Source organism: Geodermatophilus sp. URMC 62, assembly GCF_052931475.1.
In genome coordinates this window covers 3651437-3674026 of record NZ_JBRFHY010000001.1, presented here as the reverse complement: position 1 = coordinate 3674026, position 22590 = coordinate 3651437, and the positions used below count along the sequence as shown (strand labels likewise).

Genomic DNA, 22590 nt, shown 5'->3' with positions numbered 1-22590 from the left:
CCGGACGCGGGAGGCAGCGCGGGGTCAGCGGCCGAGGGCGGCGCAGATGGCGTCGGCGACCTCGTCGGGGTCTTCGTGCTCCCAGAAGCGCAGCACCCGCCAGCCCAGCCCGGTGAGCACGGCGTCGGCGCGCCGGTCGCGGGCGACGTTGGCCGCCAGCTTCGCCGCCCACCACGCGCGGTTGGCCTTCGGCAGGTGCCCGCACGTGACGCAGCCGTGCCAGAAGCACCCGGTAAGGACCCCGTCCTCCTCACCCCTCGCAGGCTCGGGGCGAGCCTCTGGACGGGGCCACGACGCACGTCGACCCTGTAGCGAACCCCACGGGCGTGCAGCCGCCGCCGCACCGCCAGCTCGTGGGCGGTGTCGCGCCGGCCCTGCCGCCGGAACCGTGCGCGCACCACCTCCGACGACGGCGCTGGCGCCGGTCCCGGGCCGGCACACGGATCCACAGCCCGCAGTCTGTGTGACTGCACCGACGATAGGCGCAGGTGAGGGTCGCCTACCCTCCGTTCCGTGACGACGACGGCGACCCGGGCGACCGCGGCACCCGAGGCCCCGCCGGTCCCCCGCTGGACGCCGGTCGAGCTGCTGCCCCCACTGGTGCTCGTCGTCCTCGGCGCGGTCCTGCTCGCCCCGGGTCACGGCCTGTGGTTCGACGAGCTGTTCACCGCCGAGGTGGGCCGCCACCCGCTGGCTGAGATCCTGCGCGCGATCGTCACCGGCGAGGGGGTGACGAGCTACCTGGCCGACGTCCCGCCGTCCTACAACGCGCCGTACTACCTGGTCGTGCACGCGTGGGTGTCGCTGCCGGGCCTCGGCGGTGACACCTCGCTGCGGGTGCTCTCCGTGCTGGCCACCGCCGGCGGGCTGGCGCTGACCACCCGGGCGCTCACCCGGCTGGCGGGCCCGGCGACCGGCGTGTTGGCCGGCCTGGTGCTCGCGACGGCACCGCTGGTGCTCGAGCAGGCGGTGGAGGCGCGCAGCTACGGCCTCGTCGTCCTGGCCACCGGCGGGGCGCTGCTCGGGCTGGTCCGGTGGCTGCAGGAGCCGCCGCGCGGCCTGGCGCTGTTCGGTCTCGCCGGCGCCGGGATGGGGCTGGCGCACTGGTACGCGGTCACGGTGCTGGCCGCGTTCGTCGTCGCGGCGCTGCTGCTGCGCGGCCGGGCCGCCGTCCGCGTCGCGGTCGCCGGCGTCCTGGCCGTGCTGCCGGTGGTCGCGCTGATCGGCGTCAACCTGCTCAACGGCACCGGCTCGCGCAACGCCGAGCACCTGCGCGACACCGGCGGCACGCTCGCCGACCTCGCGGTCGAGGCCTGGGCCGGCGGCCGCACCCCGCTGCTGTACCTGACCGTCGGGCTGGCGGTGGTCGGGGCGCTGCGCGGTGCCGGCGTGCGGGTGGTCGGGGTCTGCTGGCTGCTGGTCCCGCTGCTGCTCCTGCTCGCCGGCGAGCTGGTCCGGCCGCTGTACCACCCCCGCTACCTGCTGGCCGGGCTGCTCGGGCTGGGCGTGCTGGCCGCGGCCGGCGCCACGGCCCTCCCCCGCGGCGCCCGCGCGCCGGTCGCCGCGGCGCTGGTCGCCTTCTCGCTGCTGGCCGGCTCGCCGCTGGCCGTGCGGGAGCCGCGGGAGCGCTCCGACGACCTCGTGGCCCTGCTGGCCCGGGTGCAGCAGCCCGGGGAGCCGGTCGTCGCCGCCGACCAGCGCGCGGCCCTGGGCCTGGACCACTACGTCCGCACGCTCGCCCCGCGGCTGCGGCCCGACGTCGTCCTGCCGCCCGACGACGCCCCGCCCGGCGCCGGCCGCGTCTGGGTGGTGCGGCGGCTGGTCGACGGCGCGCCGGTGCCCACCGACGACGACGCGATCCTCGCCGACGCCGGCCTCTCCCTCACCGACACCCGGGAGTTCCCCGGGACGAAGACCGACCTGGTGCTGCAGCTCTGGACCCGCTGAGCCGCGACCCGCGCCGATGACTTCACTGGCGCCGGGCGGTCGGGACTGTCGGACCCGCGTGGCACGGTGCCACCGGACCGACCCCGGAGGTGAGGCACGTGACGGCCGACATCGGCGACGTGATCGCGGCGGGCACGGACCAGCGGGGGCCGGGCGACCGCTCCCCCCTGGCGATCGAGACCGAGGGTCTGGTCAAGCTCTTCGGCAGCACCCGCGCCGTCGACGGGGTCGACCTGCGCATCCCGGTCGGGGGCGTGCACGGCTTCCTCGGCCCCAACGGCGCGGGCAAGACCACGACCATCCGGGTGCTGGCCACGCTGCTGCGCCCCGACGGCGGGACGGCGCGGGTCTTCGGCCACGACGTCGTCACCGAGGCCGACGCCGTCCGCGCCCGGGTGAGCCTGACCGGGCAGTTCGCCTCGCTCGACGAGGACCTCAGCGGCGCGGAGAACCTCCTGCTGCTGGCCCGGCTGCTCGGCTACTCCCGGGCCGCCGCCCGGCAGCGCACCGACCAGCTGCTGTCCGCGTTCGGCCTCACCGGGGCGGCCGGCAAGCAGGTCAAGCAGTACTCCGGGGGCATGCGGCGGCGGATCGACATCGCCGCGAGCATCGTCGTCCGGCCCGACCTGGTCTTCCTCGACGAGCCGACGACCGGGCTGGACCCGCGCAGCCGCAACCAGGTCTGGGACGTCGTCCGGGCACTGGTCCGCGGGGGGACGACGGTCCTGCTGACCACCCAGTACCTCGACGAGGCCGACCAGCTCGCCGACCGCATCTCCGTCATCGACACCGGCCGGGTCATCGCCGAGGGCACGCCCGGGCAGCTCAAGGCGTCGGTGGGGTCGGGCAGCCTGCACGTGCGGGTCCTCGATCCCGCCCGGCGCGGCGAGGCCCGCCGCCTGCTGGAGCAGGTGCTGGGGGTGCCGGTGGCCGAGGGCAGCGACCCCGCGGCGCTCACCGCCCGCACTCCTGACGGGGCCCCCACGGCCCGCGCACTGACCGCGCTCGAGGACGCCGGCCTGCCCCTGGCGCAGTTCGCGCTCGGCCAGCCCAGCCTCGACGAGGTGTTCCTCGCCCTGACCGGCCGACCCGCCGAGCCCACTCCCCCCGAACCGGAGGACCCGCGATGACCGCCGTCGAGCACGCCCCGCCCACCCTCGCGGCTCCCGACACCGCGGCCGTGCTCGCGGCCCTCGGGTCCGGGGAGCGTCCCCGCCCGCAGGGTCCGGTGGCGGCCTCGGCGACGTTCGGGTGGCGCACGCTGCTGCGGATCAAGCACGTCCCCGAGCAGCTCTTCGACGTCACCGTCTTCCCGGTGATGCTCACGCTGATCTTCTCGTACCTCTTCGGCGGCGCACTGGCCGGCTCGGTCGAGGCCTACGTGCAGTTCTTCCTCCCCGGGATCCTCGTGCAGAGCATCCTGATGATCACCATGTACACCGGCGTCGCCTTGAACACCGACATCGAGAAGGGCACCTTCGACCGCATCCGGTCGCTGCCGGTGTGGCGGCCGAGCGCGCTGGTCGGGGCGCTGCTCGGCGACGTCGTCCGGTTCGTGCTGGCCTCGACGGTGGTGCTGTGCCTCGGTCTGGCGCTGGGCTTCCGCCCCGGCGGCGGGCTGCCCGGGGTGCTGGCCGCGGTCGCCCTGCTGCTGATCTTCGCCTTCGCCCTCGGCTGGATCTGGACCTACCTGGCGTTGCGGCTGCGCACGCCGCAGGCGGTGATGGGCTGGAGCATGATGGTCCTGATGCCGCTGACGTTCGGCAGCAACATCTTCGTCGACCCCGCCACGATGCCCGGCTGGCTGCAGGCCGTCGTCGAGGTCAACCCGGTCAGTTCGCTGGTCACCTCGGTGCGCGGGCTGGTGCACGGCGAGGCGGTCGGCGGCGACGTCGTGCTCGTGCTGGTCTGGGCGGTCGCGCTCGTCGCCGTCCTCGGGCCGCTGACCATGCGGCGCTACGGCAACCGCGCCTGAGTCAGCGCGTGCGGGCCGCCCACGCCAGCGACCGCAGCGACTGCCGCACCCGGGCACGTGCCGTCCACGCCGAGGAGCCCACCGGCCGGCGGTCCCGGGTCACCGGCACGCTCACCAGCGACGTCCCCGCCCGGCCGGCGGCGAGCACCACGCTCGGGGCGCTCCCGCCGAGCACCCGGTCGACGACGGCCGACCGCACGGCCGGGCCCAGCGCGAGGAAGGCCCCGGCGTCGGGCGGCAGGCCGGTGAGCCGGGCGGCCAGCCGGCGGTGCACCTCCCCGGTCAGCCGCCGTCCCGGCGACTCGTAGCGGCCCCGCCGCCCGGCGAACACCGCGCCGGCGTCGCCCCCGGCCAGCCGGTCGAGCAGCAGCGGTACCGCCTCGGGCGGGTCCTGCAGGTCGGCGTCGAGGCACACCCAGGCATCGGCGTCCTCCGCCGCCAGCCCCGTGGCCAGCGCCCGGTGCTGGCCGACGTTGACCGCCAGCCCGGTGACGGCGATCCGCGGATCGGCCGCCAGCTCGGTCGCCACCCGGAGGCTGTCGTCGGGCGAGGCGTCCACGACCAGCCGCAGCCGCCAGTCGCGGCCGGCGAGCGCGCCGGACAGCCGCGCGGCCAGCGGCCGCAGCGTCGCGGCGTTGCCGTACACGGGCACGACGACGGAGACCCGGGGCGCGCTCACCCGGCCGCCCACGTCCGCGCCAGCCCCTCGGCGAGGTCGACGCCGGGCACCCAGCCCAGCGCGTCGCGGGCGGCGCGCGGGTCGCACACCCAGTCGGCGGCGTCCCAGGCCCGGCCCGGGTGCGCGCCGGCCGCGGTGGTGATCGACCGTCCGGTCACTCGCTCGGCGGTGGCGACCAGCTCCGGCACGTCCGTCTGCACGCCGGTGCCGATGTTGAGCACCGCACCCGGCGGGAGCTCCTCGGCGAGCGCGGCCCGGACGCAGGCGTCGACGACGTCGCCCACCCACACCCAGTCGCGCCGGCTGACCGTGGCCGGGAGGGGCACCGCCGTCCCGGTGCGCGCGGCGGCGAGCACGACGGGGACCAGCCGGGTCGGGTGGTCGCCGGGGCCGTAGACCTGGAAGGCGCGGAGCACCGCGGCCCGCACGCCGCGCTCCGCGGCGGCCGCCTGCAGCAGCAGCGAGCCGGCCGCCTTCGTCGCGCCGAAGAAGCCGCGGGGGCGCAGCGGCGCGTCCTCGGCCAGTGGCGCCGGCCCGGCCGCGTACTCGGTCGAGGAGCCCAGCCGGACGACGGCGCGGCAGCGCTCGGGCAGCGCGTCGACCAGCCAGGGGCTGGTGTTGACCGCCACGGTGGCCGCCCGCTCGGCAACCGTCGCCTTGACCCGGCTCGCCGCGAGGGAGAAGACGACGTCGGGGGCGGCGGCGCGCACCGCTGCGGCGGCCGCGACCGGGTCGGCGAGGTCGACGTCGGCGCGGGTCAGTCCGGTCACCGACCAGCCCTCGCCGCGCAGCCGCGCCACCAGGTGCCGCCCGACGAAGCCGCCGGCGCCGGTGACCAGCGCGCGACCGCTCACGCCGGGACGGGGACGGGAGCCGCGGCGCGCTCGACCGCGGCCACGAAGTCGGCCCGCCGGTCGGCGACGGTCAGCGGGTCGGCCTCGGCCAGGCCGGCCAGCGCCGCGAGCAGGCGGGGCACCTCGACGAACGGGTCGCGGCCGGCCATGTCGGCGGTGAAGGAGCGGCGCAGGAAGGTGAAGCCGGTGCGCAGCCGCACCAGCTCGGCGGCCAGCAGCATCCCCGGCACCGGGAACCCGCCGCCGGGCAGCGTGAGCCCGCCGACGCCGAAGGGCTGGGGCACCGCGGCGCGGACGGCGTCGACCGTGCCGTCGACCAGCGGCCGGAACAGCTCGGTCGACCGGCGGTCGATGCGCAGGTCGTTGAGGCCCACGTAGATGCGCGACAGCGGCCGGCGCGCGAGCTCGGCGACCCGGTCGACGGCGTCCTGGGTCTCGACGAGGATCCCCAGCCCGCAGCGGCCGGCGACCAGGTCCAGCGTCCGGTCGACCTCCGCGGCCGTGCGCACCATCGGCAGCAGGATCTCGTCGGCGCCGGCGGCGAGGGCGTCCTCGACCTCCCCGGCGGTCCACGGGCCGGCGCCGTTGACGCGGCACAGCAGCCGGCCGTCGGTGGCCGCCCGCATGCGGACGAGGTCCTCGAGGGTGTCGGTGTTGATCTGGGTGCCCTCCCCCGCCTGGCGGCGCGCCTTCCCGCGGCGTTCCCAGTCCACGACGATGCCGGCCGCACCGGCGGCGACGACGTCGCGGCCGAAGCCGGGGTCCACGGTGAAGAGCAGCAGGTCCACGGGAGTGAGCTTAGGCACACCTAACTCACAGCCGACACCCAGTCCCTCACCGGATGCCTCGACCGCCGCTCCCGGTGCCGGCCGGCGGATGATCATCTGAGGTCAGGAACGGCGTCCTCCCTCATCGCAGCGCGTCCTCCCTCACCGTCTGCGGTGCGGGAGGACACGCCATGATCAGGTCCCCTGATCGTGGCCCACCTCAGGCCGGGGCCGCGGTCACCTCGGACGACGACGATGCCGGGTAGGGCACCGCCGTCCCCACGACGCCGATCGACACCTCGGTGCCGGTCACCGGCAGGTCGCCGCCCTCGGTGCGGGCGCTGACCCGCCACCCCGAGGGCAGCTCGAGCTCCACCCGGGCGTCGTGGCCGTAGAAGTCGACGGCGCACACCCGCGCCCGCGGGCCCGGACCGGTCGACAGCCGCAGCTGCTCGGGGCGCAGCAGCACGCGCACCGGCCCGTCGGGGCACGCGCGCCCGAGCACCAGCTCGCCGAGCTCGGAGGCGACCCGCCCGCCGACGGCGTCCCCGTCGAGGACCACCGCCTCCCCCACGAACGCGGCCACGTCGAGGTCGCGCGGGTCGCGGTAGAGGGTGCGCGGATCGGCCAGCTGGGCCAGCGTGCCGCCGCGCAGCACCGCCACCTGGTCGGCGGTCGACAGCGCCTCGGCCTGGTCGTGGGTGACCAGGACGGCGGTGGCGCCGGTGGCCCGCAGCGCCTCCACGACCGCGCGCCGGGTGTCCTCGCGCAGCGACGCGTCCAGCGAGGAGAACGGCTCGTCGAGCAGCACCAGCGAGGGCTCGGGCGCCAGCGCGCGGGCCAGCGCCACCCGCTGCTGCTGGCCGCCGGAGAGCTGGTGCGGCGGGCGGTCGGCCAGCGCGGCGTCCAGGCCGACCAGCGCCAGCAGCGCCGCCACCCGCCCGCGGTCGCGGCGCAGCCGGCGCGGCAGGCCGAAGGCGACGTTGCCGGCCACGGACAGGTGCGGGAACAGGCCGCCCTCCTGGGGCACGAACCCGATGCCGCGCCGGCGGGCGGGCACGGTGCGGCCCGCCCCGACCACTCCCCGGCCGCCGAGCTCGACCGTGCCGGCGTCGGGGTCGTCGAAGCCGGCGACGATCCGCAGCAGCGTCGTCTTCCCGCAGCCGGAGGGCCCGAGCAGCGCGGTGGTCGTGCCCGCGGGCACGTGCAGGTCGACGCCGGTGAGCACCGGGGTGCGGCCGTAGGACTTCGTCACGCCGGTGACGGTGAGCGCGCTCATGTGGGGAGACCTCGTCGGGCAGCGGGGAGGGCGTCGCGGGAGAGCAGCACCGTGGCCGGCGCCGAGAGCAGGACCATGACGACGGCGTAGGGCGCGGCGGCGCCGTACTCCAGGGCGCTGCTGGCCGACCAGAACGCCGTCGCCAGCGTGGTCGTGCCGGTGGGCGCGAGCAGCAGCGTGGCGGTCAGCTCGGTGACCACCGCGAGGAACACCAGCGCCGCGCCGGCGCCTATGCCCGGGGCCAGCAGCGGCAGGGTCACCCGCCACAGCCGGGCCGGCGCCGAGGCGCCGAGGGAGGCGGCGACGTCGTCGTGCAGCGGCGGCGACTGCTCCACCGCGGCGCGCACGGTCACCAGCGCGCGCGGCAGGAAGAGGATCGCGTAGGCGGCCAGCAGCACCGGCACGGTCTGGTAGAGGTCGGGGACCACGCGGATGGCGACGCTCACCAGCGCCAGCGCGATGACAATGGCCGGCACCGCGCTGCCCAGGTAGGTGGAGCGCTCGAGCAGCGTGGTCAGCGGCCCGCGCCGGCGCACGGCGAGCCACCCGGTGGGCAGCGCCAGTGCGGTGGTGACGACGGCGGCCGCGCCGGCCAGCGCCAGCGTCGTCCCCGTGGTGCCCGCCAGCGCGGCGAGGTCGACCCGCGAGGAGGTGCCGGTGACCAGCCACGACACCAGGCTGCCCAGCGGCACGGCCACCGCGAGCGCCACCAGCGCCGCCAGCGCCAGCAGCGCCGGACCGGTGAGCGCGCCGAGCCGCACCGGCACCACCGTGCGCGCCGCGCCGGCGCCGGTGCGCGCGTAGCCGCGGGCGCCGCGCAGCCGGATCTCGGCGAGCAGCAGCACCAGGCACAGCAGCACGAGGACGCCGGCCAGCATCGTGGCGCCGGGACCGTTGAAGGTGGCGCGGTACTGGTCGTAGACGGCGGTGGTGAAGGTCGGGTAGCGCAGCATCGCCAGCGCGCCGAACTCGGCCAGCACGTGCAGCGCGACCAGCAGCGCGCCGCCGAGCACGGCCACCCGCAGCTGCGGCAGCTGCACCCGCCGGAACACCGCCCACGAGGAGAGCCCCAGCCCGCGGGCGGTGTCCTCCAGCGCCGGGTCCAGGCCGCGGAAGGCGGCGACGGCGGGCAGGTAGACGAACGGGAAGTAGGACAGCGACACCACCAGCAGGGCTCCGCCGTAGGTGTCGAAGCCGGGCAGCAGCGAGATCCAGGCGACGCTGTTGACGAACGCCGGCACCGCCAGCGGGGCGACCAGCAGCACGTGCCAGACCCGCCGCCCCGGGACGGCGGAGCGCTCGACCAGCCAGGCCGCCCCCACCCCGAGGACGACGCAGACGACGACGGTGCCCGCCACCAGCCGGGCGGTGTTGCCCAGCAGGTCGGCCACCCGCGGCCGGAACACCAGCTCGGCGATCCCGCTCCACCCCACGCCGACGGCGGACACGACGATGTGGCCCAGCGGCACCAGCGCCAGCGCCGCGACCGCGGCGGCCAGCAGCACGGGGACCGGCGAGCGGCGCCGCGCCGCGGACGCGCGCCGCTGCCGGGACGCCGGGAGGACGGGAGCGCTCAGAGCAGACCCACCTCCTGCATCAGCCCGGTGACGCGGTCCTGGTCGAGCGAGCCGGGGTCGACGGCGGGGGCGCCGAGGGTGTCCAGCGGGGGCAGCGCCTCGGCGGAGGCGACGCCGGTGCCGACCGCGTACTCCAGCGCCGAGCTCTCGGCCAGCCGCTGCTGGGCGTCGGGGCCGGTCAGCCAGGCGACCAGCTGCTGGGCGGCGTCCTGCTGGTCGGAGGAGGCGAGCACCCCGGCGCCGGAGACGCTGAGGAAGGCGCCCGGGTCGCCGTTGCCGAAGAAGTGCAGCGCCGCGTCGTCGCCCTTGAGGCCGTTCTCGGCCTGGTCGCGGTACCAGTAGTAGTGGTACATGATCCCGGCGTCGATCTCGCCCTCGTCGGCGGCGACCATCACCGCGGTGTTGCTCTGGTAGACGTTCGCGTTGCGCTCCAGTCCCTGCAGCCAGGCGCGGGTGGCGTCCTCGCCGCGGAGGGCCAGGACGGCGGCGACGATCGCCTGGAAGTCCGCGCCGCCGGCCGCGATGCCGATGCGGCCCTGCCAGGCGGGGTCGGCCAGGTCCAGGATCGAGGCCGGCAGCTCCGCCTCGGGCAGCTGCGCGGGGTTGTAGACCAGCACCGTCGAGCGCGCGGCGAAGCCGGTCCAGGTGCCCGAGGCGGGCCGGAACTGCGGGCCGACCTGGTCGAGGGTCGCCTGGTCCAGCGGCGCGAGCAGGCCCTCGCGGTCGAGCACGTCGATCGAGGGGCTGTTCTCGGTGAGGAAGACGTCGGCCGGGGAGGCGTCGCCCTCCTGCACGACCTGGTTGGCCAGCTCGGCGTCGCTGCCGTCGCGGAACTCCAGCTCGATGCCGGTCTCGTCGGTGAAGCCCTCGACCATCGTGCGCACCAGGCTCTCGTGCTGGGCGCTGTAGACGGTGAGCGTCTCGGCGTCGGAGGCCCCGGCGTCGCCGCAGGCGGTCAGCGCACCGGCGAGGGCGAGCGCGGTGAGGGCGGCGGCGGTCGCGCGGCCGGGCCTGGTCACGGGGGTCCTCCAGCGGTCGTCGGGAATGTGCACGCGGGCACGGCCCAGGGTAGGCACACCTAAACAGACGGCGCGGCCGGCGTCGCGCTCCGTCGGGTACGAATCCCCCGTGACCGCCCCCGCGCTGCGCCGCGCCCGCTTCGCCAAACTGACCCCGTTCGAGGTCTACGCGCTGTGCCGGCTGCGGGTCGACGTCTTCGTCGTGGAGCAGCAGTGCCCCTACCCGGAGCTCGACGGACGCGACACCGAGCCGGCGACGGTGCACCTGTGGGTCGAGGAGGACGGGCGGGTGCTGGCCACCCTGCGGCTCCTCGACGACGGCGACACCCGCGCCATCGGCCGGGTCGCCACCGCCGCGAGCGCCCGCGGCCGCGGCCTGGCCGCCGGGCTGGTCGAGGCGGCCATCGGGCTGTGCGACGGCGTCCCGGTCACGCTGGGCGCGCAGGCGCACCTGGAGCACTGGTACGGACGGTTCGGGTTCCGGCGCAGCGGCCCGGGCTACGTCGAGGACGGCATCCCGCACGTGCCGATGCGCCGCGAGCCGGCCTGACCCGCGCCCGCGGTCGCGGACCCAGGGCCGACCCGGCGTCCCCGGCCGGGTGTCCCGGACGTGCCGCCGGGTACCGGCCGCGCCATGGCAGACGACACGCCCGTGGGCGGTTTCGCGGAACGGCTCGGAGCGGCGCTGCGGGAGTCCGACGACGGCTCCGCCACGCTGACCTTCGAGGCCGCCGACGAGCACCTCAACTCCGCGGGGACGCTGCACGGCGGCGTCGTCGCGACGCTGGTCGACACGGTGATGGGCCAGGCCGTGCGCACCACCACCGGCGAGGGCGAGGTGCCGGCGACCAGCCAGCTCACCGTCACCTACCTGCGGCCGGGCCGGCCCGGCCGGCTGGAGGTGCGTGGCCGGGTGCGCACCCGCGGCGAGCACCTCACGATCTGCGAGGCCGACGTCGAGCAGGACGGCCGGGCCGTCGCGCACGCCGTCGCCACGTTCGCGCTGCTCGACCGCTGACCCCCGACGCGCGCGAGCGCCCCGCCGGTCGGACCGGCGGGGCGCTCGTGAGGGAGCGGAGGGGTCGGCGGAGGGGTCAGACGCCCTCGGCGCAGTAGACGGTGCCCTCGGTCCCCACCGCGTCCTGCTGCCACAGGGCGGCGGTGGCGTCGGGGAAGTCGGTGCACGGGTCGACGGCGAGGTCGTCGAACTCGTCCTCGCTCATCGCGTCGTCGACGACCCCGACGATGCGGACGTCGGCGTCCGCGTTCCCGCAGTCGACCGTCTCGAAGGAGACCCCCACCCGCTGCACGCAGTCGCCGACCCCCGGGGCGCCGACGCCGCCGAGGTCGACGGCCGCGACCCCGCCCGCGATCACGACCGCACCGATCAGCACACCGTGGCGCGCCCTCCGGCTCCTGCGGGCCGGGGCGGCCGGCGGCACGTCCGCGCCGTGCTGCGCGGCGGGGTGACCGCCGGGCTGCCCGTCGGGAGCGGGCGGCATGCCGGGGTTGAGCCGGCCCCAGGTGCCGGCCGGCGCGCCGGGCTGGGGGCCACCGAAGAGCTGGGCGCCGGGCCGCTGGGGGCCCCACGCGGCAGACCACCCCGGCGGCGTCTGCGGCCCGGGCTGCGGGCCTCCGGTCGGCGACGGCGGGGTGCCGGGCTGCCCCGGGTGGGTCATGTCGTGCTCCTGGTCTCCGGCCGGCGCCGGGCGGGCGCCGGTCAACGGCCGGGAGCATGGCAGCCGCGGTGGGCCGTCCCGCGCGACGCGCGCGGGCCGTTGCCGACCCGTTGTCGCCGGTCAGACCCCGGTGGGCGAGGGAGCCGGGTCGTCGACCACCAGCGCGATGCCCTGCGGGTCGTCGTAGACCTCGTCGTCGTCACTGGTGCCGCACTGGGCGACCAGGGTGATGAACAGGAACACCAGGACGATCAGGCCGAGGAAGGTGCCGAGGAACAGCGCCCGGCCGCGCTTGGGCTTCGGCGTCATGCCGCGGCGCGGGTCGCTCGGGTCGGGTGTGCGGTCGGCCTCGGACACGGCTGGCTCCTGCTCGTCGATGGGTGCGTCGTCGGCACCCGTCGGCGGTGCCGGCTCCGGTGCGCTCCCTGCACAGGTGCCCAGCCGGACCGGTCTCACGCCTGCCCGGGCCGCTGCGGGCCCCTCAGGTGCGGGGGCGCGCCCCGGCCAGCTCGCGGGCGGAGGCGGCCTCGTCCGGTCCGAGCGCGGCCGAGCGCTCCTGGCGCTCGATCGCCGCGTGGAAGGCCGTCCAGGCCTCGGCCGGGGCAACGCCGAGCGCGGCGGCGATCTGCTCCCAGGTCGCTCCGCCGCGCAGCGCGGCGCGGAAGCCGACCAGCTGGCTGTCGTGGGCCTTGCGGGCGATGACCTCACCGAGCGCCAGCAGCTCCAGCGACTCGGGCACGTCGAGGGAGGTGCCGGCGTCGAGCAGGGTGCTCCAGTCGTCGGCCGCGGGCTCGCTAACGGTGTTCAGGGTCGTGGCCCCGCTGTCGCGCCGGCTGAGGAAGTCCAGTCGGGTGGCGGCCGTCTGCAGCGAGAACTCCTGCTCCAGGACCTCGGGCGTGATGCTCATGCACCCCACTGTGCCGCAGGGACCCGGGGCGGCGGGCCCGTTGCGACGGACGTCTCCCCGGACGGCGGAGGGCCCGCACCCGAGACGGGTGCGGGCCCTCCGGAGAGTGGCGGACGTCAGCTGTCGACGCCCACGGCCTCCTTGGCGACCTCGGCGAGGGCGACCTGGGCGGCGCTGATGACGCTCGACCGGTTCTTGTGGGTCTCCTCGTACCGGATGATCACGCGGATGTCGTGCGGCTTGCGCAGCGCCTTGACCGCCTTGGCGGCGTCCGAGGTCGACAGCGAGTCGAAGCCCTTGACCGGCAGCTCGTCGGCGGAGACGTCGCCGAGCTCCTCGCGGGCGGCCTTGGCCGTGTTGGCGGCCTCGCGGTTGCCCTCGCGGCGGGCGATCCGCTCCGCCCGGCGCAGCGCGGCGCTGCGGCCGACCGTGAGGGTCTCGCGGACGGCGTCGGTGAAGCTGCTGGCCCGCTCGGCCGCCTGGCCGAGCCGGTCCTCCGCCGCCTCACGACGCTGCTGGGCGGTGTCGAGCGCCTCGTTCACGCGGTTGGCGACGAAGCGGTAGGGGAGGTTGGCGGCGCGGACCGCGGTGCCGGCGACCTGCTGGAACGGGGTCGGCTGCAGGGCGGCGGGGCCACCGAGCGCCTCCTCGGCCAGCACGACGGTCAGCCACTCGATCGTCGCCTTGTGGGCGGTGACGAGTCGCTCGGCCAGGGCGCGGACGCGGGGCAGCTCGTTCTTCTCGGCGAGCACCTTGACGTAGGTGGCGCGGTCGTGCAGCTGGTGCTCGAGCTGCAGGTCCTGCAGCAGGGCCTCCTCGAGCGGCTCGGCCTGCTCGAAGGTGGCCTTGAGCACCGCCGACAGCCGGCCGATGGCCGGGGTGACGACGTCCGGCACGCCACCGAGGGCGCGCAGCTGCTCGGTGATGGCGCGGGTGCGCTCCGCGGCGTGGTCGGCGTTCTGGTTGAGCTCGCGGCGGACGGCGTCCGTGCGGGCCTGCGACACGCGGGTGCGGGCGACCTGCTCCTCGGTCTGGCTGAGGAGGACGAGCGCGCGGAGCTGGTTGACGATCTTGGTGTTGTCGGTCATGACGGGGGGGACTCCAACGATCGGGGATGACCTGACGTCATCGGTCATGCCCCGCTCCCCTGCGCCGCTAACTCCAGCAAGCGCATTGCTAGCGGTGAGCTCGGTCACGTGGTGCCGCCGGGTCGGTCCGGCCGCGCCGTGCCGCGGGGACGGCGCGGCCGGAGCGGGTCAGCGGGCCGGCGTCGTCGGCACCGGCGGGCGGCGGCGGGTCTGCAGCCGCAGCACCGGCTGGGTCAGCTGCGCCAGGGCGGCACAGCGGGCGCAGACCGGGCCGGGGGTGGTCTCGGCGGCGCAGGTGGCACACGGCACGGGGATCTCCTCGCTCGGGAGTCCGACGGGACTCGGGAGGGAGAACCTGCCACCCGCAGCCGACAGGAGCACGTCCCGTGTGACGGGAGGGACGAGTCGTCAGCGATCCGTCACCTGCGCGACTCCTCCCCGTGCCGGCGGCCGGGTCAGGAGGACGGCGGGACGTCCGCGGCGGGGGTCCAGCGCGGGCGGCGGCGCACCACCGCGGTCACCACCGGGCGGGCTGTGCGGGTGCAGGCGCAGGGCCGGTCGGGCTCGCCGGGACGGCTGGGGTCGGGGTTCACGGGGACCTCCGGTGGGTCGGGAGGCGCCGAGGGTGGCAGCACACGGCGCCGTCCGGCAGGTCCGGCACACCCGCGCGGCGCAGACGTCACGCGATCGACCGACGCCGTTCCCCCGGAGGTGGCCCGTCGTCAGCCGGCGGTCAGGTCGAGCAGCCGCTGCAGGTAGGGCAGCTGGCCCGTGACCAGCTTGGCGCGCGCCTCCTCGACGACGAACCAGGCGGCGCGGTCGACCTCGGGGAACTCCTGCACGCGGCCCGACCGCGGCGGCCACTCGAGCGGGAAGGTGTTGCTGCGGATCGCCGTGGCGTCGAGGTCACCCTCGGCGGCCCACACCGTGAGCACCTTGCCGCCGGCCCGCAGGTCACCGAGCGGGACGAGCCCGGCCGCCGGCACGGGGCTGCCGAGCTCCTCGGCGAACTCGCGGCGGGCGGCGGCGAGCGGGTCCTCGCCGTCGGCGTACTCCCCCTTGGGGATCGACCAGGCGCCGTCGTCCTTCCTCGCCCAGAACGGGCCGCCCATGTGCCCGAGCAGGACCGCGACGGAGCCGTCGGGCTCCCGCCGGTACAGCAGGACCCCCGCGCTCCGCCTCGGCACCGGCCCAGCCTGGCACGCCGCCGGCCCGGGACCCCACGCACCACGGCGGGCGCGGTCACCGGGTCACCGGGTCACCGGCAGCGGGGCGCCCGGTTCGCGTGCGGCCCGTCGTCGCCGCGGCGCACGGGACGACCGCCGGGGACGGCACCGCGGGCGGCCCGGACCCGCCGTCGGGACACGGCTCGCCGACCCTCCCGTCGCACTGTGCCGCGGGGTGCTCGAGGTGGAGCGCGGCGCCGCCCGGCGGAGGGGGAGGCCGGCCGGGCGGCGCCGCTGTCTAGGGGTGTGCCGTCCCGAGGTGCCCGAGGGCCTCGGGCAGGTCGACCACGTCGGCGTACTTGGCGTCGAGGTCGGCGAGGTTGCTCTCGTGCAGGGCCGCGCTCCGGTCGGCGCACGCCTGGCGCACCACCTGCGGCCGGAAGCCGGAGTTGAGCGCGTCCATCGCGGTGGCCCGCACGCAGCCCGACGTCGACACCCCGGCCACGACCACCGTGTCCACGCCCAGGCCCAGCAGCATCGGCCCCAGCGCCGTCCCGAAGAAGGCCGAGGCGTACTGCTTGACCACCACCGGTTCGCCCGGGTCGGGCTCGAGCGTGAGCTCGCCCCACTCGCCCGGCGCGTCCTCGGCGAAGGCGGCCAGCGCGGGGACCTTGCGGACGAACAGCCCGCCGTCGGCCAGGCCCCGCGTGTAGCGGACCGCCGTCCAGACCACGGGGTGCCCGCCGTCCCGGGCAGCGGCCACCAGGGCGGACGCCGCGTCCACCGCCGGCCCCGGGGCGGGCAGCGCGAGGGGGCCGCCGGGGTCGGTGTAGGCCCGGCACAGGTCGACGACCAGCACCGCGGGGCGGTCCCCCCACCCGACGCGGCCGGAGAACGCCGAGCCGTGCGGCCCGGGTGCGGGCTCCGGGACGCTCACCGGCCCGCCCCTCGCCGCGAGATCTGCACACTCGCGCCCATCGGGCCCGTGATGGCGACCACTGTGCAGATCTCGCGCGGACCGACGGGTGTCACGCCGACGTCCACACCGGGCGCTTCGGGGCCGGCAGCCCGGTCTCCTCCTCGCAGCGGGCGAGCAGCTCCTCGACCGGTGGCCCCATGTCGAAGACCGGCAGCTCGGCCGGGCGGCCGGCACGCATCCGGTCGCGCAGGGTCGCGGTGGCCTCGCGGTCGACGCCGCCGTCCCCGGTGACCACGACCCCGTACCGCTCGGCGCCCCGGGCCGTCACCAGCCCGCGGCGCACCTCCCGCGCCACGAGCTCCGGGTCGCGCTGCAGCGGGTCGCCCCACCCTCCGCCGCCCCAGGTGACGAAGTGCAGGACGTCGCCGGGGTGCACCGGCACGCCGTGGCACTTGCTCGGCAGCACCTCCCGGGTGCCGTCGGCCCGGTCGATCCACTTGCGGCCGCGGGCGCCGGGGTGCCCGCCGTTCACGCCCCACGGGTAGGTGAGCCAGCGGTCGTCGTGGATGGCGATCTCGCCGGGTTCCTCGAACACGTAGGCGACGTCGACGCCGTTGCCGCCGCGGTGCAGGCCCGGGCCGCCGGTGTCGGCGACGGTCTCCCACTGCTCGATGCGCAGCGGGTAGTAGGACTCGAGGTACTCGCACGGGATGTTGACGAAGCTCGGCCACAGCGAGTGGCCGTCGGGGCCGTCGCCGAGCGGCCGGCCGGGGATGCCGCCGAAGCCGATCGAGTACAGCTGGAACCACTCCCCCTCCCGCTCCCCGGAGGAGTGGTGACCGGAGTACATGAAGTGCGGCGAGGAGGAGAACCCGGCGGCGTTGAGCAGCGCCGGGTTGGTCTGCCCGAGCAGCCCGCCGAAGAGGTCGAACACCCGCCCGATGCCGTGGTTGCGGCCGTTGAGCGCCGCCGGGTGCCTCGGCTTCCAGTACGAGCCGTCCGGGATCGTGACGTCGACCAGCGGGTAGAAGCCGTCGTTCCACAGGATCTGCGGGTCGGCGACGGTGATCATGTAGATCCCGAAGAACATCCGGGTGAGGTTCTCGTTGATGTAGTAGTTGATCGGCCCGGCCGCCTGGGGTGAGGAGCCGGTGAAGTCCAGGTGCACCTTCTCGCCGGTGCGGGTCAGCGAGAGCTTCAGCTCGTAGGGGCCGTTGCCGACGCCGTCGTCGCAGATGTAGTCGGTGAAGGAGAGCGTGCGGCCCTCCTCGAACACCGTCTGCAGCAGCACCTTCATGGCGTCGTGGTTGCGCTGCAGCAGCGCGTCGAGGGCCGAGAGATAGGTCGCCGTCCCGAACCTCTCGCACATCTCGACCACCCGCCGGGCGGCGGTGCGGCAGGCGGCGACCAGGCCGTTGAGGTCGGCGCGGTTCCAGTCGGGCATGCGGACCTGGTTGAGGATGATCCGCAGCGCGTCGTCGTTGAGCACGCCCTTCCGGTAGAGCTTGAAAGGGGGTATCACGACGCCCTCCTCGTAGATGGTCCGCGCGTCGGTGGGCATCGACGACGGCGTCTTGCCGCCCACGTCGGACATGTGCCCGAACATCGACGCCCAGCCCACGACCCGGCCCTCGTGGAAGACCGGCAGGACGAGCAGCCAGTCGTTGGCGTGGCTGATCGCCGCCCCGCACGCGTAGGGGTCGCTGGTCAGCAGGACGTCGCCCTCCTCGACGGTGTCGTGGAAGCCGGCGAGGAAGTCGGGGATGGACAGGCCGAACTGGCCGACGACCATCTTCCCGCTGGGGTCGCCGATGAGCGGGAACTCGTCGTGCTGCTCGCGGATGCCCGGCGACAGCGCCGTGCGGAACAGCACCTCGTCCATCTCGTACCGGGCGTTGCGCAGCCCGTTCTCGACGAGGTCGAGGGTCACCGGGTCGACGTGGACCCGCGGAGGCGTCCCCGTCGCGGTCTCGATGATCCGTGCCACGGGTCAGCCCTCCGCCGGCGTGATGAGCAGGGAACCCGAGGGGTGGACGGTCGCGACGTGCCCGGGCAGCACCAGCGTCGTGGAGTCCATCTCGGTGACGATCGCGGCGCCGCGGACGACGTCGCCGGCGCGCAGCCGTTCCCGGTCGTAGACCGACGCCGTCACCTGCTCGCCGCCCACGTGGACCGGCGCCTCGGTGACCAGGGCGCCCGCCGGGTCGCCGTCGCCCGGCTCCAGGTGCACCGGGGCGACGTCGGGCCGCGGGCCGGTGACGGTGGCGCGGGCGTTGACCAGCTCGTGGTCGACGTCGAGGAGGAGGAAGGAGAACAGCCGGTCGTGCTCGGCGTCGAACGCGCCGCCGAGACGGGCCAGGGGGTCGGCCTCCTCCAGCCACGACGGGTCGACCGCGACCGGGATCTCGAAGCCCTGCCCGTGGTAGCGGACGTCGACCTGGAAGCCGACCGTCTGCTCCTCCCGCGGCAGCCCCTGGGCGGCCAGCCGCCCGCCGGCCTCGTCGGCCAGCTCCTGCAGGATCTGCGCCAGCTCCCCCCCGGTCAGCTGGCCGAAGCGGCGCAGCACCGTCCGGGCGGACTCGTCGCGCCGGCTGGTGGTCGCGTCACCGAGCGCGCACAGCAGCCCGGGGCCGGGCGGGACGATCACCGGCCACGCCCCGGTCAGCTTCCCGAGGGCGTTGGCGTGCAGCGGGCCGGCGCCGCCGAAGGCGACCAGGGCGAAGTCGCGGGGGTCGAAGCCCTGCTGCACCGAGACCAGCCGCAGCCCGCCGAGCATGTTCTCGTTGACGATGTCGACGATCCCGGCCGCCGCGGCCTCCGGGGAGTCCAGCCCCATCGCCTCGGCGACCTTGCTCACCGAGGCCCGCGCCGCCTCGACGTCGAGGGTGATCTCGCCGCCGGCCAGCGCCGAGGGCAGGTAGCCGAGGACGACGTCGGCGTCGGTGACCGTGGGCTCCGTGCCCCCTCTCCCGTAGGCGGCCGGCCCGGGGTCGGCGCCGGCGGACTGCGGGCCGACCCGCAGCGCGCGGGTCAGCTCGGGTACGTGGGCGATCGAGCCGCCGCCGGCGCCCACGGTGCGGACGTCGACGCTGGAGGCCCGCACCGAGAGGTCGCCGACCTTGGTCTCGCGGCCGATGCGCGGGTCGAGGTCGCGGACCAGCGCGACGTCGGTGGAGGTGCCACCCATGTCGAAGGTGATCAGGTCGCGGTGGCCACACTGCTCGGCCACCCACACCGCGCCGGTGACCCCGCCGGCCGGGCCGGACAGCAGCATGCTGACCGGGGCGGCGACGGCGGCGGCGGCCGACTGCAGGCCGCCGTCGCTGCGCAGGATCGACAGCTCGCCGGACACCCCGCCCTCGCCCAGGCCGTCGGAGAGGTGCTGCACGTACCGCGCCACCTGCGGCTGGACGTAGCCGTTCGCGACGGTGGTGAGCGTCCGCTCGTACTCTCGCAGCTCGGGCAGGACGTCGGAGGACAGCGACACCGGGACGCCGGGCAGCACCTCGGCGGCGAGCTCGGCGATCCGCCGCTCGTGCGCGGGGTCGGCGAAGGAGTTCACCAGGCTGACCGCGAGCGCCTGGATGCCCCGCCCGGCCAGCTGCCCCAGTCGCGCGCGGACGTCGTCCTCGTCGAGGGGCCGGACCACCGAGCCGTCGCTGGCGATCCGCCCCTCGACCTCGACGGTGTCCTCGAGGTCGGCCAGCGGCTCGGGCTTGGGCCAGATGATCCAGCCGGCCAGCCCGCCGGGGACGAAGGAGCGGGCGATCTGCAGCACCTGCCGGAAGCCGCGGGTGGTGACCAGCCCGACGCGGGCGCCCCTGCCCTCGAGGATCGCGTTGGTGGCCACCGTGGTGCCGTGCAGCACCTGCGCGACCTCGCTCATCGCGATGCCGGCGTCGGCGCAGACCCGGCCGATCCCGGTGAGCACGCCGACGGCCTGGTCGGCCGGGGTCGAGGCGGTCTTGGCCCGCCAGGTGGTGCCGCTGTCCTCGTCGACGAGCAGGACGTCGGTGAAGGTGCCCCCGACGTCGACTCCGAGCCGGTAGCTCATGCGGTCTCCTCTCCGCGGTCCCCTGCCCCGGCCGTCCGCAGTCGGGCCGCCCGGACCATGACGGCGCGGGCGTTGGCGATGTGCGAGGTCATGACGGCGCGGGCCCACTCGGGGTCACCGGCGCGCAGCGCGGCGACGATCTCGCCGTGGTGGGCCAGGCTGCGGCGCAGCGAGGCCTCGTCGTAGGTGAGGAAGTTGCGCCGCACGATCGGCGGGTGGATCGCGGCGGCGAGCGCGCTGGCCAGCGTCGGGTGCCCGGCGAGGGCCACCAGCCGGTCGTGGAAGGCGCGGTTGAGGGGCACCAGCGCGTCGAGGTCCTGGTGCTCCCCCGGGCTGCCCACCTCCTGCATGCGCCGGGCGAGGCGGTCGAGCTCCTCGACGTCGGCCGGCGTGGCGTTCGGGACGGCGTACGCGGTCAGCCGCGGCTCGAGGACCGACCGCAGGTCGAAGACGCCCTCCAGCTCGGCGACGGTCCAGGTGGCCACCCGGGCGCCGCGGTTGGGGGTGATCTGGACCAGGCCCTCGGCGGCCAGCCGCGACAGCGCCTCGCGCACCGGGGTGCGGCTCACGCCCAGCCGGTCGGCGAGCTCCACCTCGCCGAGCCGCGCCCCGGGGGCCAGGTCGCCGCTCATGATCATCTCGCGCAGGGCGGACAGCGCCCGTTCCGCAGACGTCAGGGGACGTGTCACCGGTCACACCTCCGGAGGAGTTGCATGCAAGGTAGGGCCGCACCCCCTCCCGCACAAGACAGGGGCGGGGACTCCGGAGTTCCGTTCCGACCGTTGCCGTGCACGTCGGGGCCGGTGCACACTGCCCCTGACCCGCGACCGCCCCGCACCGGGGCCTGTATGCAACCGAGGGGGCACCGTGGGGGATCTGCTGGGGGGCGCCCGGGCGCCGCGGGCGCGGCTGCGCGAGCTGCTGGCCGGCCCGGCACCGCTGGTCGCGCCCGGCGCCTACGACGCGCTCTCGGCCCGGCTGGTGGAGCAGGCCGGCTTCGACGCCGTCTACATGACCGGCTTCGGGACGACGGCGTCGCTGATCGGCCGACCCGACGTCGGGCTGCTGTCGGGCGCGGAGATGGTCGACAACGCCCGCCGGATCGCCGCCGCCGTCGACGTCCCGGTCATCGCCGACGCCGACACCGGCTACGGCAACGCGCTCAACGTCGTCCGCACGGTGCAGCTCTACGAGCAGGCCGGGGTGGCCGGCATCCAGCTCGAGGACCAGGTGATGCCCAAGAAGTGCGGGCACATGAGCGGCAAGGCGCTGATCGGCACCGACGAGATGGCCGGCAAGGTCCGGGCGGCCGTGGCCGCCCGGCGCGACCCCGACCTGGTGCTGATCGCGCGCACCGACGCGGTCGCCGTCAGCGGGGTGGACGACGCGCTGGCGCGGGCCCGGGCCTACGCCGACGCCGGCGCCGACCTGCTCTTCGTCGAGGCGCCGACCACCGAGGCGGACATCGAGCGGGTGGCCCGCGAGCTGGCCGGGGTGGCGCCGCTGGTCTTCAACTGGGCCGAGGGCGGCCGCACTCCCCCGCTGTCGCTGCAGCGGATGACCGAGCTGGGCTTCGCGCTGGTCATCTACCCGATCGGCACGCTGCTGGCGGCGACCGCCGGCATCCGGGCGCTGCTCGACGGGCTGCGCACCGAGGGCGTGCCGCCGCTGGACGGGCTGCCGACCTTCGGCCAGTTCACCGACCTCGTCGGTCTGCCCGAGGTGACCGACCTGGAGCAGCGCTTCCGCTGACCGCCGGACGCTCCCGCCGCTCCCCTCCTCCCCGCCGGTGGCACACCCGGCACCGCCGCGACGGGTCGGTTCACCGGCCGCTGCGTCACGGCGGGCGCTCCCCCGGTCGGGGTGGTGTCCTGCTCGCTACTCGCAGCCGATGCCGTCGTCGTCCCGGTCGAAGGCGTCGCGGAAGCCGGGGTCGCCGGGGTGGATGGGCGCGGCCCCGTGCGCGCGCACGTCGTCACAGTTGGCGTAGTAGACGCCGGATGCCGCAGGAGCGGGGGCGGGTGCCGGGGCAGGAACGGGTGCCGGTGCCGGTGCCGGCGCGGGAGCCGGTGCCGGCGCGGGAGCCGGTGCCGGCGCGGGAGCCGGCCGTGGCGCGGGAGTGCTCGACCGAGGCGGAGTCGACGGCACGACGACGGCCGGCGCGGAGCTGACCGGCGCCGGGGTGGTCGGGACCGCGGCGCTGCTCCGCGGCACGACCAGGGCGGCCGAGGAGGGCGCGGCCGTCGAACGGGGTGCGGACGTCGACGACGGAGCGGTGGCGCTGCTGGCTGCCGGTTCGGTGGCCGTGGGGGCGTTCGTCGCGCCGCCGATCCCGATGCCGATGAGCAGGCTGGCCACGGCGACGACAGGCGTCCGCCGCCAGAACGGCTGCTTCGGCGGCGTGCTGTCGGGCTGCGGCATGAGCGCGGTGCGGGCCATCGGATGTCTCCCCGTGGTGCCGGCGTGGACCGTCGCACCGTTGGAGCGCAGGCACGCCGCTCCGCGTCCTCGCGCTGTCGAAACGCCGTGGTCCTCCCTCCTGCCACACCCGTTCCAGGTCGGCGACCTCGTGGAGGCAGCGAGCGTGGGAGGTCCGTGACCCGCGGGAGCGCCTCGGTGGTGCCCGAGTGGTCAGTCCGGCAGCACCCGTCACACCCGCCCCAGACTCGTCCGGGGATGA

Annotated in this window: 24 protein-coding genes; 6 read left to right on the top strand and 18 right to left on the bottom strand. The window is 76.1% G+C overall.

The annotated features are described in order from the left end of the window. Nucleotides 1–513: 513 nt before the first annotated feature. From ACU616_RS17840 to ACU616_RS17830, 3 genes are all read left to right on the top strand, one after another. On the top strand, nt 514–1947 hold the full coding sequence (locus ACU616_RS17840; protein WP_446759769.1) for a hypothetical protein: 1434 nt from the start codon (nt 514–516) through the stop codon (nt 1945–1947). Between the two features lie 98 nt (nt 1948–2045). After that, nucleotides 2046–3077, top strand: coding sequence for an ATP-binding cassette domain-containing protein (locus tag ACU616_RS17835; protein WP_446759768.1), 1032 nt, complete (start codon nt 2046–2048; stop codon nt 3075–3077). After that, complete coding sequence (locus tag ACU616_RS17830) at nt 3074–3922, top strand: ABC transporter permease (protein ID WP_446759767.1); 849 nt, start codon at nt 3074–3076, stop codon at nt 3920–3922. The genes ACU616_RS17835 and ACU616_RS17830 overlap by 4 nt, the downstream gene beginning before the upstream one ends. Before the next feature lies 1 nt (nt 3923). Here the strand turns inward: ACU616_RS17830 and ACU616_RS17825 are convergent, their stop codons facing one another. The 6 genes from ACU616_RS17825 to ACU616_RS17800 all read right to left on the bottom strand — a co-directional run bounded on the left by ACU616_RS17825 (nt 3924) and on the right by ACU616_RS17800 (nt 10097). Next, complete coding sequence (locus ACU616_RS17825; RefSeq protein ID WP_446759766.1) at nt 3924–4601, bottom strand: glycosyltransferase; 678 nt, start codon at nt 4599–4601, stop codon at nt 3924–3926. Continuing rightward, entirely contained in the window at nt 4598–5455 is an 858-nt protein-coding gene (locus ACU616_RS17820) for an NAD-dependent epimerase/dehydratase family protein (RefSeq protein WP_446759765.1), read from the bottom strand. Before ACU616_RS17820 ends, ACU616_RS17825 begins: the two co-directional genes overlap by 4 nt. Further along, a complete protein-coding gene (locus tag ACU616_RS17815) occupies nt 5452–6243 on the bottom strand; it encodes an aldolase/citrate lyase family protein (protein WP_446759764.1) in 792 nt (263 codons plus the stop codon). The genes ACU616_RS17820 and ACU616_RS17815 overlap by 4 nt, the downstream gene beginning before the upstream one ends. 199 nt (nt 6244–6442) lie before the next feature. Further along, nucleotides 6443–7501 (bottom strand): ABC transporter ATP-binding protein, encoded by a 1059-nt coding sequence (locus ACU616_RS17810; RefSeq protein WP_446759763.1) that lies wholly within the window; start codon nt 7499–7501, stop codon nt 6443–6445. Beyond that, entirely contained in the window at nt 7498–9006 is a 1509-nt protein-coding gene (locus ACU616_RS17805) for an ABC transporter permease (RefSeq protein WP_446759762.1), read from the bottom strand. Before ACU616_RS17805 ends, ACU616_RS17810 begins: the two co-directional genes overlap by 4 nt. Before the next feature lie 68 nt (nt 9007–9074). Beyond that, nucleotides 9075–10097, bottom strand: a complete 1023-nt coding sequence (locus ACU616_RS17800) for an iron ABC transporter substrate-binding protein (RefSeq protein WP_446759761.1) — start codon at nt 10095–10097, stop codon at nt 9075–9077. Nucleotides 10098–10206: 109 nt separating this feature from the next. On the opposite strand from ACU616_RS17800, the gene ACU616_RS17795 reads away from it, so the two are divergent. Together ACU616_RS17795 and ACU616_RS17790 are read left to right on the top strand one after the other, a co-directional pair. Next, the gene (locus tag ACU616_RS17795; RefSeq protein ID WP_446759760.1) at nt 10207–10647 is read left to right on the top strand and encodes a GNAT family N-acetyltransferase; all 441 of its coding nucleotides are present in this window, start codon (nt 10207–10209) and stop codon (nt 10645–10647) included. A gap of 84 nt (nt 10648–10731) precedes the next feature. Continuing rightward, nucleotides 10732–11115 (top strand): PaaI family thioesterase, encoded by a 384-nt coding sequence (locus ACU616_RS17790; RefSeq protein ID WP_446759759.1) that lies wholly within the window; start codon nt 10732–10734, stop codon nt 11113–11115. Between the two features lie 76 nt (nt 11116–11191). Here the strand turns inward: ACU616_RS17790 and ACU616_RS17785 are convergent, their stop codons facing one another. From ACU616_RS17785 to ACU616_RS17735, 11 genes are all read right to left on the bottom strand, one after another. After that, nucleotides 11192–11776 (bottom strand): LppU/SCO3897 family protein, encoded by a 585-nt coding sequence (locus ACU616_RS17785; protein WP_446759758.1) that lies wholly within the window; start codon nt 11774–11776, stop codon nt 11192–11194. 120 nt (nt 11777–11896) lie between these two features. Beyond that, nucleotides 11897–12133: a hypothetical protein gene (locus tag ACU616_RS17780; RefSeq protein ID WP_446759757.1), complete on the bottom strand. Its 237-nt coding sequence runs from the start codon at nt 12131–12133 to the stop codon at nt 11897–11899. Nucleotides 12134–12257: 124 nt separating this feature from the next. Further along, a complete protein-coding gene (locus ACU616_RS17775; protein WP_446759756.1) occupies nt 12258–12683 on the bottom strand; it encodes a hypothetical protein in 426 nt (141 codons plus the stop codon). A 116-nt stretch (nt 12684–12799) separates the two neighbouring features. Next, complete coding sequence (locus tag ACU616_RS17770) at nt 12800–13771, bottom strand: ferritin-like domain-containing protein (RefSeq protein ID WP_446759755.1); 972 nt, start codon at nt 13769–13771, stop codon at nt 12800–12802. Nucleotides 13772–13939: 168 nt separating this feature from the next. After that, the gene (locus ACU616_RS17765) at nt 13940–14080 is read right to left on the bottom strand and encodes a hypothetical protein (RefSeq protein WP_446759754.1); all 141 of its coding nucleotides are present in this window, start codon (nt 14078–14080) and stop codon (nt 13940–13942) included. A gap of 146 nt (nt 14081–14226) precedes the next feature. Beyond that, a complete protein-coding gene (locus ACU616_RS17760) occupies nt 14227–14364 on the bottom strand; it encodes a hypothetical protein (protein ID WP_446759753.1) in 138 nt (45 codons plus the stop codon). A 129-nt stretch (nt 14365–14493) separates the two neighbouring features. Beyond that, nucleotides 14494–14958 (bottom strand): NUDIX domain-containing protein, encoded by a 465-nt coding sequence (locus ACU616_RS17755; RefSeq protein WP_446759752.1) that lies wholly within the window; start codon nt 14956–14958, stop codon nt 14494–14496. Between the two features lie 277 nt (nt 14959–15235). Continuing rightward, nucleotides 15236–15874 (bottom strand): isochorismatase family protein, encoded by a 639-nt coding sequence (locus ACU616_RS17750; RefSeq protein WP_446759751.1) that lies wholly within the window; start codon nt 15872–15874, stop codon nt 15236–15238. 91 nt (nt 15875–15965) lie between these two features. Continuing rightward, on the bottom strand, nt 15966–17843 hold the full coding sequence (locus ACU616_RS17745) for a hydantoinase B/oxoprolinase family protein (protein ID WP_446759750.1): 1878 nt from the start codon (nt 17841–17843) through the stop codon (nt 15966–15968). A gap of 3 nt (nt 17844–17846) precedes the next feature. Further along, nucleotides 17847–19910 carry a hydantoinase/oxoprolinase family protein gene (locus ACU616_RS17740; protein WP_446759749.1) on the bottom strand — a complete coding sequence of 688 codons (2064 nt, stop codon included), beginning with the start codon at nt 19908–19910 and terminating at the stop codon, nt 17847–17849. Beyond that, on the bottom strand, nt 19907–20599 hold the full coding sequence (locus ACU616_RS17735) for a GntR family transcriptional regulator (RefSeq protein WP_446759748.1): 693 nt from the start codon (nt 20597–20599) through the stop codon (nt 19907–19909). Before ACU616_RS17735 ends, ACU616_RS17740 begins: the two co-directional genes overlap by 4 nt. A gap of 178 nt (nt 20600–20777) precedes the next feature. On the opposite strand from ACU616_RS17735, the gene ACU616_RS17730 reads away from it, so the two are divergent. After that, nucleotides 20778–21662 carry an isocitrate lyase/PEP mutase family protein gene (locus tag ACU616_RS17730; RefSeq protein ID WP_446759747.1) on the top strand — a complete coding sequence of 295 codons (885 nt, stop codon included), beginning with the start codon at nt 20778–20780 and terminating at the stop codon, nt 21660–21662. Between the two features lie 126 nt (nt 21663–21788). Here the strand turns inward: ACU616_RS17730 and ACU616_RS17725 are convergent, their stop codons facing one another. Next, nucleotides 21789–22349, bottom strand: coding sequence for an excalibur calcium-binding domain-containing protein (locus tag ACU616_RS17725; protein WP_446759746.1), 561 nt, complete (start codon nt 22347–22349; stop codon nt 21789–21791). Nucleotides 22350–22590: the final 241 nt, after the last annotated feature.

Coding starts and splice junctions, on each gene's coding strand:
- ACU616_RS17740 (WP_446759749.1), bottom strand. CDS start 19,910: ATGAGCTACCGGCTCGGAGTCGACGTCGGGGGCACCTTCACCGACGTC.
- ACU616_RS17725 (WP_446759746.1), bottom strand. CDS start 22,349: ATGGCCCGCACCGCGCTCATGCCGCAGCCCGACAGCACGCCGCCGAAG.
- ACU616_RS17790 (WP_446759759.1), top strand. CDS start 10,732: ATGGCAGACGACACGCCCGTGGGCGGTTTCGCGGAACGGCTCGGAGCG.
- ACU616_RS17810 (WP_446759763.1), bottom strand. CDS start 7,501: ATGAGCGCGCTCACCGTCACCGGCGTGACGAAGTCCTACGGCCGCACC.
- ACU616_RS17785 (WP_446759758.1), bottom strand. CDS start 11,776: ATGACCCACCCGGGGCAGCCCGGCACCCCGCCGTCGCCGACCGGAGGC.
- ACU616_RS17830 (WP_446759767.1), top strand. CDS start 3,074: ATGACCGCCGTCGAGCACGCCCCGCCCACCCTCGCGGCTCCCGACACC.
- ACU616_RS17770 (WP_446759755.1), bottom strand. CDS start 13,771: ATGACCGACAACACCAAGATCGTCAACCAGCTCCGCGCGCTCGTCCTC.
- ACU616_RS17775 (WP_446759756.1), bottom strand. CDS start 12,683: ATGAGCATCACGCCCGAGGTCCTGGAGCAGGAGTTCTCGCTGCAGACG.